This window comes from Gordonia sp. (in: high G+C Gram-positive bacteria), assembly GCF_047606305.1.
GTDB lineage: Bacteria > Actinomycetota > Actinomycetes > Mycobacteriales > Mycobacteriaceae > Gordonia.
Genome location: NZ_JASGER010000047.1, coordinates 52,246 through 66,319, shown reverse-complemented (window position 1 = coordinate 66,319; position 14,074 = coordinate 52,246). Strand labels below are relative to the sequence as shown.

The 14,074-nt window shown below is 68.8% G+C and carries 20 protein-coding genes; 10 read left to right on the top strand and 10 right to left on the bottom strand.

What is annotated here, in order from left to right; genetic code table 11:
• Positions 1 to 9 precede the first annotated feature (9 nt).
• From rpsN to rpmB, 3 genes are read right to left on the bottom strand one after another with little or no spacing between them, the layout of a single operon-like run.
• Positions 10 to 315, bottom strand: a complete 306-nt coding sequence (gene rpsN, locus QM634_RS07145) for a 30S ribosomal protein S14 (RefSeq protein WP_415042077.1) — start codon at positions 313 to 315, stop codon at positions 10 to 12.
• Positions 315 to 482, bottom strand: coding sequence for a 50S ribosomal protein L33 (gene rpmG, locus QM634_RS07140; protein WP_415042076.1), 168 nt, complete (start codon positions 480 to 482; stop codon positions 315 to 317). Before rpmG ends, rpsN begins: the two co-directional genes overlap by 1 nt.
• Positions 482 to 718 carry a 50S ribosomal protein L28 gene (gene rpmB / locus QM634_RS07135; RefSeq protein WP_415042075.1) on the bottom strand — a complete coding sequence of 79 codons (237 nt, stop codon included), beginning with the start codon at positions 716 to 718 and terminating at the stop codon, positions 482 to 484. Before rpmB ends, rpmG begins: the two co-directional genes overlap by 1 nt.
• Before the next feature lie 67 nt (positions 719 to 785).
• Between rpmB and mrf the strand changes: the two genes are divergently transcribed.
• The 5 genes from mrf to QM634_RS07110 all read left to right on the top strand — a co-directional run bounded on the left by mrf (position 786) and on the right by QM634_RS07110 (position 4,386).
• The gene (mrf, locus tag QM634_RS07130) at positions 786 to 2,105 is read left to right on the top strand and encodes a ribosome hibernation factor-recruiting GTPase MRF (RefSeq protein ID WP_415042140.1); all 1,320 of its coding nucleotides are present in this window, start codon (positions 786 to 788) and stop codon (positions 2,103 to 2,105) included.
• The gene (locus QM634_RS07125; protein ID WP_415042074.1) at positions 2,102 to 2,347 is read left to right on the top strand and encodes a type B 50S ribosomal protein L31; all 246 of its coding nucleotides are present in this window, start codon (positions 2,102 to 2,104) and stop codon (positions 2,345 to 2,347) included. The genes mrf and QM634_RS07125 overlap by 4 nt, the downstream gene beginning before the upstream one ends.
• Before the next feature lie 170 nt (positions 2,348 to 2,517).
• Positions 2,518 to 2,898 (top strand): carboxymuconolactone decarboxylase family protein, encoded by a 381-nt coding sequence (locus QM634_RS07120; RefSeq protein ID WP_415042139.1) that lies wholly within the window; start codon positions 2,518 to 2,520, stop codon positions 2,896 to 2,898.
• A gap of 12 nt (positions 2,899 to 2,910) precedes the next feature.
• Entirely contained in the window at positions 2,911 to 3,069 is a 159-nt protein-coding gene (locus QM634_RS07115; RefSeq protein ID WP_415042073.1) for a hypothetical protein, read from the top strand.
• Positions 3,070 to 3,096: 27 nt separating this feature from the next.
• Positions 3,097 to 4,386: a serine hydrolase domain-containing protein gene (locus tag QM634_RS07110; RefSeq protein ID WP_415042072.1), complete on the top strand. Its 1,290-nt coding sequence runs from the start codon at positions 3,097 to 3,099 to the stop codon at positions 4,384 to 4,386.
• On the opposite strand, the gene QM634_RS07105 is transcribed toward QM634_RS07110, so the two are convergent.
• From QM634_RS07105 to QM634_RS07095, 3 genes are all read right to left on the bottom strand, one after another.
• Positions 4,352 to 4,879, bottom strand: coding sequence for a hypothetical protein (locus QM634_RS07105; RefSeq protein WP_415042071.1), 528 nt, complete (start codon positions 4,877 to 4,879; stop codon positions 4,352 to 4,354). The two genes, QM634_RS07110 and QM634_RS07105, sit on opposite strands and share 35 nt — an antisense overlap.
• 314 nt (positions 4,880 to 5,193) lie before the next feature.
• Positions 5,194 to 5,376: a hypothetical protein gene (locus QM634_RS07100; protein WP_415042070.1), complete on the bottom strand. Its 183-nt coding sequence runs from the start codon at positions 5,374 to 5,376 to the stop codon at positions 5,194 to 5,196.
• A 121-nt stretch (positions 5,377 to 5,497) separates the two neighbouring features.
• A complete protein-coding gene (locus QM634_RS07095; RefSeq protein WP_415042069.1) occupies positions 5,498 to 6,337 on the bottom strand; it encodes an esterase/lipase family protein in 840 nt (279 codons plus the stop codon).
• 168 nt (positions 6,338 to 6,505) lie between these two features.
• On the opposite strand from QM634_RS07095, the gene QM634_RS07090 reads away from it, so the two are divergent.
• Positions 6,506 to 6,682, top strand: a complete 177-nt coding sequence (locus tag QM634_RS07090; protein WP_415042068.1) for a hypothetical protein — start codon at positions 6,506 to 6,508, stop codon at positions 6,680 to 6,682.
• A gap of 39 nt (positions 6,683 to 6,721) precedes the next feature.
• On the opposite strand, the gene QM634_RS07085 is transcribed toward QM634_RS07090, so the two are convergent.
• Both QM634_RS07085 and QM634_RS07080 read right to left on the bottom strand, forming a co-directional pair.
• Entirely contained in the window at positions 6,722 to 7,102 is a 381-nt protein-coding gene (locus QM634_RS07085) for a hypothetical protein (protein ID WP_415042067.1), read from the bottom strand.
• Between the two features lie 77 nt (positions 7,103 to 7,179).
• Positions 7,180 to 7,911 (bottom strand): glucose 1-dehydrogenase, encoded by a 732-nt coding sequence (locus QM634_RS07080; RefSeq protein WP_415042066.1) that lies wholly within the window; start codon positions 7,909 to 7,911, stop codon positions 7,180 to 7,182.
• A gap of 147 nt (positions 7,912 to 8,058) precedes the next feature.
• On the opposite strand from QM634_RS07080, the gene QM634_RS07075 reads away from it, so the two are divergent.
• The 4 genes from QM634_RS07075 to QM634_RS07060 all read left to right on the top strand — a co-directional run bounded on the left by QM634_RS07075 (position 8,059) and on the right by QM634_RS07060 (position 11,505).
• On the top strand, positions 8,059 to 9,129 hold the full coding sequence (locus QM634_RS07075) for a diacylglycerol kinase (RefSeq protein ID WP_415042065.1): 1,071 nt from the start codon (positions 8,059 to 8,061) through the stop codon (positions 9,127 to 9,129).
• An 84-nt stretch (positions 9,130 to 9,213) separates the two neighbouring features.
• Positions 9,214 to 9,528, top strand: coding sequence for a YchJ family protein (locus tag QM634_RS07070; protein ID WP_415042064.1), 315 nt, complete (start codon positions 9,214 to 9,216; stop codon positions 9,526 to 9,528).
• Positions 9,529 to 9,549: 21 nt separating this feature from the next.
• A complete protein-coding gene (locus QM634_RS07065) occupies positions 9,550 to 10,347 on the top strand; it encodes an acyl-CoA thioesterase (RefSeq protein WP_415042063.1) in 798 nt (265 codons plus the stop codon).
• A gap of 24 nt (positions 10,348 to 10,371) precedes the next feature.
• Entirely contained in the window at positions 10,372 to 11,505 is a 1,134-nt protein-coding gene (locus QM634_RS07060; protein WP_415042062.1) for a thiolase family protein, read from the top strand.
• Here QM634_RS07060 and QM634_RS07055 read toward each other — a convergent pair.
• Complete coding sequence (locus QM634_RS07055) at positions 11,502 to 12,701, bottom strand: acyl-CoA dehydrogenase family protein (protein WP_415042061.1); 1,200 nt, start codon at positions 12,699 to 12,701, stop codon at positions 11,502 to 11,504. The two genes, QM634_RS07060 and QM634_RS07055, sit on opposite strands and share 4 nt — an antisense overlap.
• Positions 12,698 to 14,029, bottom strand: coding sequence for a salicylate synthase (locus tag QM634_RS07050; RefSeq protein ID WP_415042060.1), 1,332 nt, complete (start codon positions 14,027 to 14,029; stop codon positions 12,698 to 12,700). The genes QM634_RS07055 and QM634_RS07050 overlap by 4 nt, the downstream gene beginning before the upstream one ends.
• Between the last annotated feature and the right edge of the window lie 45 nt (positions 14,030 to 14,074).

Sequence of the window (14,074 nt, the reverse complement as noted above, 5' to 3'; positions counted from 1 at the left end):
ATCTGCTCTCTACCAGCTGGACTTGTGGATACCGGGGAGCTCACCACGGTGGGCGAGCTCGCGGAACCGGACGCGGGAGACACCGGCCTTGCCGACGAAGCCGCGCGGCCGACCGTCGATCCCGTCGCGGTTGCGCACCCGGGTGGGACTGGCGTCGCGCGGAAGGGCCTGCAGCTTGCGGCGCGCCTCTTCGCGCTGCTCGTCGGTGGCGGCGGGCGAGGCGAGGACGGCCTTGAGCTCGGCGCGCACCGGCGCATACTTCGCGACGATCGCCTTACGGCGCTCGTTCTTGATGATCTTGGACTTCTTGGCCATCAGCGCTCCTCCTTGAAGTCGACGTGGCGCTTGACGACGGGGTCGTACTTGCGCAGGACCAGGCGGTCGGGGTCGTTGCGACGGTTCTTGCGCGTCACGTAGGTGAAGCCGGTGCCCGCGGTGGACTTGAGCTTGACAATCGGACGCAGATCGGTGCGGCTGGCCATCAGACCTTCTCCCCTCGGGCGCGGATCTCGGCGACAACGGCCTCGATGCCGCGCCGGTCGATCGTCTTGATGCCCTTGGCCGAGACGCGCAGCGTGACGTAGCGCCCCTCGCTGGGCAGGAAGAAGCGACGGCGCTGGATGTTCGGGTTCCACCGGCGCGACGTCCGCTTGTGCGAGTGCGAGACCTGTTTGCCGAAGCCCGACTCGCGACCGGTGACCTGACACCGCGCTGACATATGCATTCCTCCTAATGACAATGATTCGCATTAACGCTGCGGCCACGCTACCGTGTTGACCGTGCAAATGAAAATCGATCCCAACAACGGTGACGGCCGGACGCCTCTCGTCCTGGTCACCGGGCTCGACGCCGACGCCGTGGCCCGCACCGCCGGCGCCTTCGTCGTCCCTGGCACGACCCTGGTCCACCACGACCTGGGCGAGCTCGCCGCCGGACGGGTCCGCCGAACGCTGCGGACCGTCGACGACGAGGGCAACGAGCGGGTCCACCAGAGCGTCCTGCTGCTCGAGCACGGCTGCGTGTCGTGCACGCTGCGCAACGACCTTCTGCCCCTGCTGCGCCAGCTGCACCGACGCGACCAGGTGGACCGCATCGTGCTGCAGCTGGACTGCGCGCTGGAACCCGAGTCGCTCGCCTTCGCCATCGAGCACGCCGTCGTCTCGGACATGCCCGGCTTCCCCGACGCCCCGGCCGGTGTCGACGTGCGGGTCGACGCCACCGTCGCCTGCATCCACGAGGCCGACTGGCTCGAGGCCGCCACCGGCGACGTCACCATGGCCGAGGCCGGACTCTCCGCCACCGTCGATGACGCGGACGAGCGCACCCTGGCGCAGGTCGCCGTCGGACAGGTCTCCTTTGCCGACGCCTTGGTCGTCGTCGGTTGCGACCCCGCGATGCGCAACGCGTGGGAGTCGGCGCGACTGGCCGCCGTGCTCAAACGACTGGCCCCGTCGGCGCCGATGATCATGGAGACGCCCCACCGCCAGATGAACCCGATCCTGGCCGGGCAGCTCCTCGCCGGAATTCCGGTCGGTTCGCGGCGCGGCCGCATCGATGCCCCGCACGACCCGCTGCTGCGCGACCAGCCGCCACTGGAACCGGACTGCGGCGTCGAGATGTTCACCTTCGAGGTGGGTCGCCCCTTCCATCCGGCGCGACTGCACGAGGCGATCGATCAGCTGCTCGAGGGCGTCGTCTGCTCCCGCGGCCGGGTGTGGATCGCGACCCAGCCCGACGCGTCGCTGTGGATCGAGTCCGCCGGCGGCGGGCTCCGCGTCGGCGAGGGTGCGCCCTGGCTCGCCGCCATGAGTGAGAGCGAGCTCGCCGACGTCGAACCCGAGCGACGCGCCCTGGCCGCGCTGCGGTGGGACGAGCGGCACGGCGACCGCCACTCGTCGCTGGTCATCCTCACGCACCGCCCCGAACAGCCCGACGCAATCCTCGAGGCGCTGCGCGACGCCTGTCTGACCGACGCCGAGATGGCGTTGGGGCCGGTCGGCTGGCAGGGCTTTGACGACCCCTTCGGCCTCGCCCACTCCGACCCGTGCGACGACCTGCCGCGCGGCGTCGACGTCGAACTGACCAACCGAGAGGACAACCGATGAAACCCGGCATCCACCCCGACTACCACCCCGTCGTGTTCCGCGACGCGAGCACCGGCAGCCAGTTCCTGACCCGCTCGACGGCGCAGTCGGAGAAGACCGTCGAGTGGTCGGACGGCAACACCTACCCGCTGATCGTCGTCGAGGTCAGCAGCGACTCGCACCCGTTCTGGACCGGCGAGCAGCGCCTGATGGACACGGCCGGCCGCGTCGAGAAGTTCAACCGGAAGTACGGGAAGCGGTAGCTCGACACCGACCTCTGTCAATAGTCAGGCCGTCGAGGCAATGGGCCCTCGGCGGCCTGACCATTTGCCGTTTACCGCCGGTTGCATAACCCCCTGGGGGGTTGTTAGGCTCGGTGGAATATCCCCCTAGGGGGATATCACCCGACCGCTGCCCAAAGGAATCGATCATGATGTCCGAACACACCCACACCTCCGGCGCCGAGACGTTGCGTGCGCTGGGCCCCCAGCACCGGGAGCTGCGCCAGGCGATCCCCGAGGTCTACCAGGGTTTCGGCGCACTGTCCGGCGCGGCCTTCGCCGACGGCGCGATCGACCGCAAGACCAAGGAACTGATGGCGCTGGCCATCGGCGTCGTCGAGGGGTGTGACGGTTGCATCGCCTCGCACGCACAGGCAGCGGCCCGTGCCGGTGCGACCGACCAGGAGGCCGCCGAGGCCATCGGCGTCACCTTCCTCATGCACGGCGGCCCGGCCACCATCCACGGTGCCCGGGCCTACCAGGTGTTCCGCGAGTTCCGGGCCGCCGCCGACGCCGGCGAGCGGGCCAGCTGAGAGGATCGACCCATGTGCCACGCAGTCAAGTGCCGCACCTGCGGCAAGACGACCTGGTCCGGATGCGGCAGCCACGTCGCACAGGTGAAGGCGATGGTGCCGCCCGACCAGTGGTGTGAAGGCCACCAAGGTGAGGGCGCCAAGCGCCAAGGCGGCTGGTTCCGCCGCTAGACCCGATCGCCCGGTAACGTCCGCAGCGTGTCATCACGATCGCTGCGGGCCACGGTGCAGGGCGGCAGCCTGCTGGGCGCACCGCGGTTCGGTGCGTTCCTGCGCGCGCTGCTCACCAAGTACCGCCCGCGCTATTGGGGACGGTGGCTGCGGCAACTCACCCGGTACGACGCGGTACTCCTGCCCCTGCCCGTCGACCCGGTGAAGCCGGATCTGTTCCTCCCTCATGCGCCGATCGCCGTCGGCGACCGAACGTCGCCACTGCCGACCGAGACCGGTGCGCTGGCAGACCTCGGCTACGAGTGGCAGGGACAGCGCAAGTCGGTGACCGACTTCCTCGACAGCACTGAGACCGATGTCGTGCTGTTCGTGCACGACGGCGCCGTCGTCGGACAGTGGTTCGCGAACGGGTGGTCGGCCGACCGTCCGCATCAGGGGTGGTCGACGACCAAGTCGTTCGTCTCGTCGGCCGTCGGGCGCGCCTTCGACCAGGGACTGATCGGCCTCGACGACCCGATCGAGCGCCACCTGCCCGCACTGACCGACACCGCGTGGGCGGGCACGACCATCCGCAACATCCTGCTCATGCGGTCGGGGGTCTACTGGGACGAGCACACCGAGAAGCTCGGCGAGAACACCCAGGTTCGGCAGTGGCGCGACCACATCGTCGACAACATCACCGGTGGACGCCGCGGCAGGACCCGCAACGAATTCCTCGCGGCTCTGCCCCGCGTCGCACCGCAGGGTCAGCGGTTCACCTACAACAGCGCCAACACCCAGGTGCTCGCGTGGCTCTTGGAAACCGTCTACGACGAGCCGTTCAACGTGGTCCTTTCCCGCCAGCTGTGGCAGCCGATGGGCATGGAGGCACCGGCGAACATCGTCACCGACCGCACCGGGGCCGCCTTGGGGTCGCAGGGCCTCTACGCGACGCCGCGCGACTTCGCCCGATTGGGCGAGCTGCTGCGCCGCGGCGGAATGACCGCGGACGGCGAGCGGGTCCTGTCCGACGAGTGGGTGCGCCTGGCGACCACCGGCATGCTGCCCGCGCGCGACGCCGACGACACCCACGACGTCGGCTACGGATTCCAGTGGTGGAGTGGCGCGACGCCCGACGGGTTTCAGGCCAACGGGTTCCTCGGGCAGTTCATCACCGTCGACCCGCAGGCGCGATTGACCGGGGTGCGCCTCGCGCACACCCTGCAGCTGACCCGTCGCCTCCGGTTCGCCGGGCAGGGCAAGGCCGAGTGGCAGACCCTGTTCCGCGCGGCGGCGGATTCGCTCAGCTCAGACCCATGTCGCGGAAGTACTGGGTGATCGGATCGGCGGGCGCCGGATTGGGGGTGCCCGGCTTGTTCTTCGGCACAATCTTGATCGGCTTCTGCGGCAGCTTCTCCTTCGCCGGCGGCTTCGGCGGAGGCGGCGGCACGTCCTTCTTCACCGTGATCGTCCCCGATCCCTGGACCTTGTACTTGGGGGCGACCAAGGTGGAGTCCTGATAGGACTTGCACAGGATGGCGATCTTGTGGGCGCCGTACGAGGACTTCACCGAGCCCACGCCCTTGGAACCCTTGGGGATCTCGTAGGCGGGCTGGTTGAAGCCGTCCACCGTCCACCCGCACGTGATGTCTCGGTCGGTTTGGTTGAAGGCCTTGAAGGCGATCTGGGCGCCGCTGGCCGGGTAGACCGTCATGTCGAAGCCCACGATCGACGCCTGGACGTAGCTCGTCGCGGCCGCGCCGCCGGTGGAGGCGACGGCAGCGGCAACCGCCAGCGACGCGATCCCCGCCGCCATCGATGTCTTTCTCATTGGTGACCTTCCCATATGCCGACAAAAAGTCGGGGTGTTTGTTGGCGGGAATGACGTTAGGAGCGCATAGGGTCGTGGGCACGAGTAGCGGACTACTCGAATCTCGTCTCAGACCGGCGGCACCGGTGTGGACCACCGGTCGGAAACAAGTAGTGGACTACTCGCGGTTTCCTGGGCAGACAGCCGTACGTTCGCAGGGTCGGCGCCAGTTGTCGACGCGAACGTGCGGGAAGCGCGATTCGTCGGGGAGTCGCCATCCCCACGAAGCACGGCGTCCCCGGCCCTATGTGGGGGCCGGGGACGTCGATGCTTGATTACAGGCCGAGTCCGGGGATGAGGCTGGTGCCGGTCTCGTTGAGGTAGACCAGGTCTGCGACGAGCGCGACGATCAGGAAGAGGCTGACGACGATGGCCGACAGGATCATCGTCACGCGACGATGAGCGCGGTAGTCCGGCGAGGTCACGATGCTGTGCCTGCCCGTGTGCCGAATGCTCATGCCGTCCTCCTCGGGTTCTCGGTGTAACCCAAGGTTCGCACCCGCAGAAGCCGAGGTAAAGGAGCCTAAGCAGGCCCGAACCGACCTCCCAGGTGGTTCCCAGATTCCGGCGGTGTTCGCATCAGGCCGGCATGTCCGGGCCGCACACGACCGGTCGCCGGTGCGCGGGGTCGAGGGCGTTCATGATGATGCGGCGCACGGTCGGACTCTTCGACATCGCATCGTGCCCCACGCGCATGTGCGGGCAGTAGGACTGGACCAGGACGTTGCGCACGTTGGGCGCCGGTTTCATCAGGGAGACCGCCGTCGGACTGACGACCTCGTCGGTGCTGGTCGCTATGTTCGTGTACTCGATGTCGGGGTAGTTCCTGAAGTGGTAGGTCGACGGGTCGGTGAGACCGCTGCACGACGGGCAGCCCGCCAGCAGCGAGGGCGGCACCTGTCGGAGCAGCGCGGTGAAACCGCCGGCGCTCGGGATCCCCGACACCACCCCGGCGAGGTCGATGACGCGGCGCGCGTGCTTGGCGCCGCCGTAGTCGCGGAGGTAGGACAGCTGGAGGGTCGCGCCCTGGGAGTGGCCGACGAAGTCGAGCTCATCCGATCCGGTGCGCTTGATGACCGTGTTGACGAATCGAGCCAGTTGTCTGGTGGAGGTCGTCAGGCGGTCGAGACCGCCGTAGCCGGGCAGGCCGGGGAGCACGCCCATCGTGACGGTGTAGACGCAGTAACCCGCGCGCGTGAGCGCCGGGGCCAGGACATGCCAGTTCTGGTTCTGATTGGCGCCCGTCCCGTGGACGAGGACCACCGGCGTCGGGTGGGACGCGCTCCTGCACGACCAGTTGTTCGCCCCCGGCGGCGGGACGTCGGGTTCGGCCGATGCCGTCGTCGGCGTTACCGCGAGCAGGCCGGCGGCGGCGATCGCTGCAACCGCGCCGATCGTGCGGCTGGATTCTCGACGCATGGTCGCCCTCCTTTGGTGTCGGTCGTGACGCTAGTCCGGAGCGGGGCACGGCGATCGTCTTTCGCGAACCGCGACGTCAGGATCGACGGCAAGCTGCGAGTAGTTCGCCGATCTCGCTGGGTGAACACGATCCCCGGTAGTGTCTAGTCAGAGCACGAAGGAGTCACCATGGCCTACCAACTCATCTGCCCTTGTGGAGAGAACATCACGTCCCTCAACGACGAGTTCGTCGACGACGTTCAGGCGCACCTGCAGTCTGAGCATCCCGGCCGGAACTACTCCGAGGGCGACATCATGTCGATGGCGATGGAAGTCTCCGACAAGCTGGTCAAGCCCAAGCCCTAACTCGGGAAGCCATCGCCCCGAGACGGGGAACGACGTTGCCTACCAGCGCGTCCAGATGGTGATGAGCCGCGGCGACCGCCGGTTGAACGAGATCCACGACCGCCCATTCGGGTGGCTGGCTGCCTCACGCAGCAGCATGTGCACGTTCGCCCGGATCATGTGGCCCTTGCCGGGGACGTAGAACCGCTGGAACCGGGAGTCGCGGTCTACCGACACGTTGTAATACGGGCGGACCGCCGGATTGGCGAAGATCGAGTCGACCCCGCTGTTCGCGATCTGCTTGGTCTCTTCGTGGGTGAAGCCGACGAACACCCGCGGGCCGGTGTCCTTCACGAACGCCGCATTCGCATCGCCGGGAGCCGCCAGCGCGACGGTCGCCGCCACCGCGGCCAGGCCGCCTGCCACAGTCCGAGTCTTCATTTTGACCACCCTTCGACAGCTACGTTTGGTGGTTCAGAATAACGAAGACGCGTTGCGCGCGGACCGATTTCCGAGTGCTAAGGAGCCTCACCCGCGGTGAGTCCGCCGTCCATGACGAACTCGGTGCCGGTCGCATACGACGACTCGTCGCTGGCCAGGAACACGATGAAGGTCGCGACCTCGGCCGGTTCGGCGGCACGGCCCATCGGGATCTTGATCATGCCGTCGGGGATGTTCTCGGTCATCGGTGTGCGGATGAGCCCCGGATGGATCGAGTTGACCCGGATGTTGTGCGGCGCGAGCTCGAGCGCGGCCGACTTGGCGATGCCGCGCACTCCCCACTTCGACGCGACGTAGCCGTGTGCCCACGGGCTGCCCTGCAACCCCTCCACCGACGAGACGTTGATGATCGAGCCGCCGCCGGCCTCCTTCATCGGATCCACCGACTTGACCATGCCGATGAAGGTTCCGGTCAGGTTGACGTCGATGATCTGGCGCCATTTGTCGATCTTGAACTTCTCGATCGGTGCGCCGTTCACAATGCCGGCATTGTTCACCAGGACGTTGAGCTTGCCGAACTCGTCGACGGCGGTCTTGATCGCCGCATCCCAGTCGTCCTCGCTCGTGACGTCGAGGTGGACGTACCGGGCCGACGGCCCGATCTCTTTCGCGAGAGCCTGCCCCTCGTCGTCGAGGATGTCGCCGATGACGACCTTCCCACCCTCGGCGACGAGCGCCCGTGCGTGCTCGGCGCCCATCCCGCGAGCGCCTCCGGTGATCAGTGCGACTTTGTCATCTACGCGTCCCATGGGCAGCACGGTACCCCGCAAACCCCAAAATGAGAACACGTTCTACCAATCTGTGGTCTACTGAATTGGACAGTAGTCCAGACGCATGTACATCTACCTGCGGAAACGTCTGGACCTGCCCATTCGTCGCCGAGGAGGCAAAACGTCATGGCCATCCGTGTCGCACACGTCGGGACCGGGAACGTCGGTCGCCTGGCACTCACCCAGCTCATCGAGGACCCGCGCTTCGAACTCGTCGGACTGAGCGTGTCGACCCCGGAGAAGGTCGGCAAGGACGCCGGTGAACTCGCCGGTCTCGACACGACGACCGGCATCACCGCCGTCGACTCGCTCGACGCGCTGATCGCCACCAAACCCGACTGCGCGGTCTACTGCGCCATGGGCGACACCCGACCGATCGAGTCCTTCAACGACGTCCTGGCCCTGCTGTCGGCGGGCATCAACGTCGTCGGCTCGGCGCCCGGCGGCCTGCAATACCCGTGGAACGTCATGCCGGAGAAGACCATCACCAAGATCGACGCGGCCTGCGCGGACAACGACGTCTCCCTGTTCATCAGCGGTGTCGACCCTGGGTTCGCCAACGACCTCATCCCGTTCGCCTTCGCCGGCACCTGTCAACGCGTCACCCAGGTCCGCTGCCTCGAGTTGGCCGACTACGCCACCTACGACGGCAGCACCGTCATGTTCGACGTCATGGGCTTCGGGAAGCCGCTCGACGAGTCGCCGATGCTGTTCCTGCCCGGCATCCTCGGCATGGCGTGGGGCACGACGCTGCAGATCCTCGCCGACGGCTTCGGCGTCACGATCGACGAGGTCAAAGAGCACCACGAGAGCGAACCCGCACCGGAGACCTTCGATATCGCCGCCGGCACCATCGAGAAGGGCACCCGCGCCGCCGTGCGCTTCGAGATCAGCGGCATGGTCGACGGCAAGCCCGCAATCGTCATCGAACACATCACCCGCCTGCGCGACGACCTGCGGCCGGACTGGAAGCGCCCGTCCAAGGGTGGCGGCTGCTACCGGGTGGAGATCACCGGGGAACCGTCCTACGAGGTGGAGATCATCCCGTCCAGCACCAAGGGCGACCACAACCATGCCGCCATCGTCGCCGGTGCCGGGCGCATCGTGAACGCGATCCCCGCCGTCGTCGACGGCCCCACCGGCATCCGCACCACCCTCGACCTCCCGCTGATCAAGGGACCTGGGCTGACCCCTTGAGCGACTCCACACAGGCGAGAGTGCCGAGGTCTGGTGTCGCTATGTGGTCACAAGCCTCGGCACAAGCGGAGATATCGTGACCGCGTGCACCCCGCGACGGCAGAGGAACTGATGCGCTCACGGTTCGCGGCCTTCCGTGACGGCGACGAGCAGTGGCTCCTCGACACCTGGCACCCGTCCACGCGCCCCGAATCGGTCGACCTCACCGACAACCCCACCTGGCGCGGGCTGCAGATCGTCGACACCGAGGCGGGTGGGCCCGCGGACGACACCGGCATCGTCGAGTTCCGCGCCACCTACCTCACCCGCGACGGCGAACTCGGCATCCTGCACGAGCGCTCGACCTTCGTCCGCGAGCAGGGCCGCTGGTTCTACGTGGAGGGGCTCATCGGCGACTGACGCCGCGGCTATCGTCGAACCATGACCCACGTCTTCGACGAAGCGATCACCGTGACCGCCCGGCCCGACGGTGTCTTCAGCGCCACCACCCACCCGGCCTACGACAACATGGTCGGACCGTTCGGGGGCATCACCGCCGCCACGGTCGTGCACGCGCTGCAACAGCATCCCGACGTCCTCGGCCAGCCGCTCGCGCTGACGATCAACTATGCCGCGCCCGTCGCCACCGGCACCTGGGATCTGCACACGCGGATCGTGCGCACCAACCGGACCAATCAGCACTGGACCTTCACCATCGAGCAGGACGGCCACACCGTCTCCACCGGCAGTGCCGTCTTCGGGATCCACCGCGACACGTGGGCCGACACCGAGGCCACCCGTCCGCCGGCGCCGGAGCCGGCCGACGTGGCCGCCCAAGACTTCCCGGACTTCGTCGCGTGGGCCCGCAACTACGACAAGCGCTTCGTCGTCGGCGGCATCGACGACAAGAGCGACGACTCGACGTCGACGCTGTGGCTGCGCGACCTGCCGCAGCGCCCGCTGGACTATCCGGCACTCGCGTCGATGACCGACGCCTTCTTCCCCCGGGTCTTCCTGCGCCACGGAACCTTCATGCCGGCCGGCACGATCAGCCTGACGACCTACTTCCACGCCACGCCCGACGACCTCGCCGCGCAGGGCAGCCGGCATGTACTGGCCACGGCGCGCGGCGCCCGCTTCGGCAACGGGCACTTCGACCAGCACGGCCAGATCTGGGGCACCGACACCCTGCTGGCCACGACCACCCAGCTCGTCTACTTCAAGAACCCGCAGGGCTGAGTCCGGACTGTCAGAATGACCCGCATGAGAGATGCGGTCATCGTCGACGCGGTGCGAACCCCGATCGGCAAGCGGAACGGTTCACTGTCGGGTATCCATCCGGGCGACCTGACGGCGGCGGTGTTGACGTCGCTGGCCGACCGCAACGGCTTCGACCCGGCCGGCATCGACGACGTCGTGTGGGGCTGTGTCAGCCAGGTCGGCGACCAGTCGGGCAGCGTCGGCCGTGTCGGGGTGCTCGCCGCCGGCTGGCCCGAGTCGGTGCCGGCCACCGTCGTCGACCGCCGGTGCGGCTCGGCGCAGCAGGCCATCCACTTCGCCGCGGCCGGGGTGATCGCGGGCCACTACGACGTCGCGATCGCCGGCGGCGTCGAGTCAATGTCGCGGGTGCCGATGGGCTCGGCGCGCGGCGACGGCCAGCCGTACCCGCCCTCGGTGCTCGACCGCTACGGGATCACCGGCTTCAACCAGGGCATCGGCGCGGAGATGGTCGCCCGCAAGTGGGGGCTGTCGCGGCAGGCCGTCGACGAGTACTCGGCCCGTTCGCACGAGCGGACGGCCGCGGCCATCGACGCCGGCGCCTTCGACGCCCAGCTGGTGAAGCTGACCGAGCTCGACGTCGACGAGGGGTTGCGTCGCGGCACGACCGCCGACAAGCTCGCCGGCCTCAAACCCGCCTTCGAGGAGGACGGGGTGATCACCGCCGGCAACTCGTCGCAGATCTCCGACGGCGCCGGCGGGCTGCTCATCACCTCGAGCGACATCGCCGCGGCGAACGGTTGGACGCCGATGGCCCGCATCCACACCGCGGTCCTGGCCGCCGACGACCCGGTCATCATGCTGACCGGCCCGATCCCCGCGACCCGCAAGGCGCTCGACCGCTCCGGGCTGACGGTCGGCGACATCGGTGCCTTCGAGGTGAACGAGGCCTTCGCGCCGGTGCCGATGGCGTGGCAGGCCGAAATCGGCGCCCCCGACGACGTGCTCAACCCGCTCGGCGGCGCGATCTCCGTGGGCCACCCGCTCGGCGGCTCCGGTGCGGTGCTGATGACGCGCCTGGTCCACCACATGCGCGACAACGGCATCCGCTACGGCCTGCAGACCATGTGCGAGGCCGGCGGCATGGCCAATGCGACGATCGTGGAGTTGCTCGACTAGACGATGTGCGCCGAGAGGTTCTCGTAGGCCTCGACGTCGGGCTTCATCGCTGCGGCGACCAGCTCCCACAGCACCTCGTCGGTGCCGCCGCCCACGCGACCGAGCTTCACGTCCTTCCACCAGCGGCCCAGCGGCGTCTCGTCGGTGAGGAAGCCCGATCCGCCGAAGATGTGCAGGCACTCCCCGGCCACCTCCTCGGCCAGCCGCACCGAGGTGACCTTGATGGCCGCGGCGGTGCGCAGGTTCATCGGACCGGCCGCGGCGATGCCGTCGAGGGCGAAGCGCAGGGTGTCCACGCGGGCCTGCAGGTCGGCGACCCGCAGCCGAAGGGCCTGGTGGTCGTAGAGCCGCTTGCCGAATTGCTCGCGGTCCATCATCCGGGCCAGCGTGATGCCCAGGATGTAGTCGCAGGCCGACGCCACCTGGGCGGCCACCGACAGCCGCTCGTGGGCGAGCCCCCAGCTGATCACCGCCAGACCGGTGCCCGGGCGGGCGACGAGCGCCTCGGCGGGCACCCACGTGTCGATGTCGACGGGCGCGGTGTCGAGCGGGCCGGCCGACAGCTTGCGATAGCGGTCGCCGACGACGACGCCCGGGTTGTCCATCGGCACTGCGATCACCACGTTGTTGCCGCGGGTGCTGCCGTCGTCGATGTTGCGGGCGACGGCGATCATGTGACCGGCGATCGGCGAGAGTGAGCAGAACTTCTTGCGGCCCTGCACCCGGAAGCCGGCGGTGCCGCCGACCTTCTCGGAGGTGACCACCGTCCCGACGATCTGCAGGTCCGAGCCGCCGGACTCCTCCGACGCCCCGATGCACAGCACCTCGCGGCCGTCGATGGCGCGCGCGGCGACGTCTTTGAGGTAGTCGGTCTTGCCGAAGCGGCGCAGGGTGGCGATCCCCGAGTCGTGCAGGCTCACGCCCACGCCGACGCCGGTCGACGCGGTGCGCCCGAGGCGGTAGCCCAACTCGAACAGTTTGGCCACGTCCGGCCTGGTGACCCCGGCCCACTTGGCTCCGAACACCCCGGCCGCGCCGAGCTTGCCGATCAGCGGCCGTGGGAACCGCTCGGTCCGCTCGGCCTCGATGACCATCTGCGCGACCTCGTCGTCGAAGACCTCGTCCAGCAGCTTGCGGTACTCGTCGATCGGCAACGGCTCGGTGAAACCGCGGATCTCGCGCAGCCCGGCGCTCATGCCCGCTGCTCCGACTCGTCGGCGACGAGGTGCGGCGCGACGCTGCCCAGCTTCTCGCACGTCTCGGTGAACTCCCGCTCGGGATTGCTCTGCCCGACGACGCCGGCACCGGCCCGCAGCCAGCTGCGCTCGCCGTCGCGGTACACCGATCGCAAGACCAACGAGGCCTCCAGGTCGCCGGCCGAGGAGGCCTTGACGACGGCGCCGGAGTACACGCGCCGCGGCGTCGCCTCCAGTCGGTAGATCGCATCGACGGCCGGCGCCTTGGGGATGCCCGACGCGGTGACCGAGGGGAACAGGACCTCCAGCGCGTCCCACGCCGAGTACGGGTGGGCGAGCCGCCCGACGACCGTCGACGCCAGGTGCTGCACGCTGCCGCGCGGGCGGACCGCCATGAACTCGCTGACCGCGGTCGTGCCGGGCACCGCCACCGTGTCGACCTCGGCATAGGAGGTCCGCACCGAGATCGCGTGCTCGACGATCTCCTTCGCGTCGTTCTCCAACTCTTCGCGGGCCGCGGCGTCGGCCTCCGGCGAGACACCGAAGGCGCGGGTGCCGGCGAGCGGCTCGGTGGTGACCAGGCCCTCGGCGTCGACGGAGCCGACGAGTTCGGGGGAGAAGCCGGCGGCCTCGAGGTCGCCGAGCCGCAGCAGGAAGGAGCGCGCCGGGGTGTTCGCGAGGCGACCGGTCAGATATGTCGCCGGGATGTCGACGTCGAAGGGGACGGTCACCTCCCGCGACATGATGACCTTCTCGTAGCGCCCCGCTGCGATCTCGCCGATCGCGGTGGCCACGCGTCCGCGGTAGTCGGTCGGGTCGTCGGTCACCGTCAACGGTCGGCGCCGATCGTCGTCGACGGCGATCGGCTCACCGGCCAGCTCGAGCATGCGCTCGCGCAACCGCTCGTCGGCGCCGGCGAACCGGATGTCGCCGCCGGGGGTGAGGAAGGCCTCGAACTCGGGCACGAAGACGTGCGCGAGGACCTCGTCGCCGGCGAGGTGGCCGTCGGCGCCGAGGAAGGGGGCGCAGAAGTCGAACCCGACCCAGCCGTAGGCGCGCCAGTCGTCGAGGTCGAGCCCGGCGAGCGCGTCCTCGAGGGCCTGCGCGGGCCGGCCCGAGTACGGTGCGGTCCGCGTGTGCGTCGAGCCGTCGGCGGCGCGGACGGTCGTGCGCACCTCGCGGGCGGTCAGCACGATTTCGCAACGGGTGCCGCCGGCGAAGACCCATTCGCCCGGGCTCTCGTAGACGAGGTGGTTCTCGGCCAGGCCGGCGCGCGCCCAGGTGGCGCAGATCTCCGGCTCACGGACCAGTGTCGCTGTCGCGGTCATGGGGCGCGGTCCTTCCAAATCAGTGGGTGAGGGTCGGGTGGTCGG

What these genes read in the sequence shown, in the direction of transcription:
- mrf (WP_415042140.1), top strand. Translation starts at nt 786, where the DNA reads ATGAAAATCGATCCCAACAACGGTGACGGCCGGACGCCTCTCGTCCTG.
- rpmB (WP_415042075.1), bottom strand. Translation starts at nt 718, where the DNA reads ATGTCAGCGCGGTGTCAGGTCACCGGTCGCGAGTCGGGCTTCGGCAAA.
- QM634_RS07090 (WP_415042068.1), top strand. Translation starts at nt 6,506, where the DNA reads ATGGCCTACCAACTCATCTGCCCTTGTGGAGAGAACATCACGTCCCTC.
- QM634_RS07125 (WP_415042074.1), top strand. Translation starts at nt 2,102, where the DNA reads ATGAAACCCGGCATCCACCCCGACTACCACCCCGTCGTGTTCCGCGAC.
- QM634_RS07055 (WP_415042061.1), bottom strand. Translation starts at nt 12,701, where the DNA reads ATGAGCGCCGGGCTGCGCGAGATCCGCGGTTTCACCGAGCCGTTGCCG.
- QM634_RS07105 (WP_415042071.1), bottom strand. Translation starts at nt 4,879, where the DNA reads ATGAGAAAGACATCGATGGCGGCGGGGATCGCGTCGCTGGCGGTTGCC.
- QM634_RS07075 (WP_415042065.1), top strand. Translation starts at nt 8,059, where the DNA reads ATGGCCATCCGTGTCGCACACGTCGGGACCGGGAACGTCGGTCGCCTG.
- QM634_RS07050 (WP_415042060.1), bottom strand. Translation starts at nt 14,029, where the DNA reads ATGACCGCGACAGCGACACTGGTCCGTGAGCCGGAGATCTGCGCCACC.
- QM634_RS07120 (WP_415042139.1), top strand. Translation starts at nt 2,518, where the DNA reads ATGTCCGAACACACCCACACCTCCGGCGCCGAGACGTTGCGTGCGCTG.
- QM634_RS07100 (WP_415042070.1), bottom strand. Translation starts at nt 5,376, where the DNA reads ATGAGCATTCGGCACACGGGCAGGCACAGCATCGTGACCTCGCCGGAC.
- QM634_RS07085 (WP_415042067.1), bottom strand. Translation starts at nt 7,102, where the DNA reads ATGAAGACTCGGACTGTGGCAGGCGGCCTGGCCGCGGTGGCGGCGACC.
- QM634_RS07065 (WP_415042063.1), top strand. Translation starts at nt 9,550, where the DNA reads ATGACCCACGTCTTCGACGAAGCGATCACCGTGACCGCCCGGCCCGAC.
- QM634_RS07080 (WP_415042066.1), bottom strand. Translation starts at nt 7,911, where the DNA reads ATGGGACGCGTAGATGACAAAGTCGCACTGATCACCGGAGGCGCTCGC.
- rpmG (WP_415042076.1), bottom strand. Translation starts at nt 482, where the DNA reads ATGGCCAGCCGCACCGATCTGCGTCCGATTGTCAAGCTCAAGTCCACC.
- QM634_RS07115 (WP_415042073.1), top strand. Translation starts at nt 2,911, where the DNA reads ATGTGCCACGCAGTCAAGTGCCGCACCTGCGGCAAGACGACCTGGTCC.
- QM634_RS07060 (WP_415042062.1), top strand. Translation starts at nt 10,372, where the DNA reads ATGAGAGATGCGGTCATCGTCGACGCGGTGCGAACCCCGATCGGCAAG.
- QM634_RS07095 (WP_415042069.1), bottom strand. Translation starts at nt 6,337, where the DNA reads ATGCGTCGAGAATCCAGCCGCACGATCGGCGCGGTTGCAGCGATCGCC.
- rpsN (WP_415042077.1), bottom strand. Translation starts at nt 315, where the DNA reads ATGGCCAAGAAGTCCAAGATCATCAAGAACGAGCGCCGTAAGGCGATC.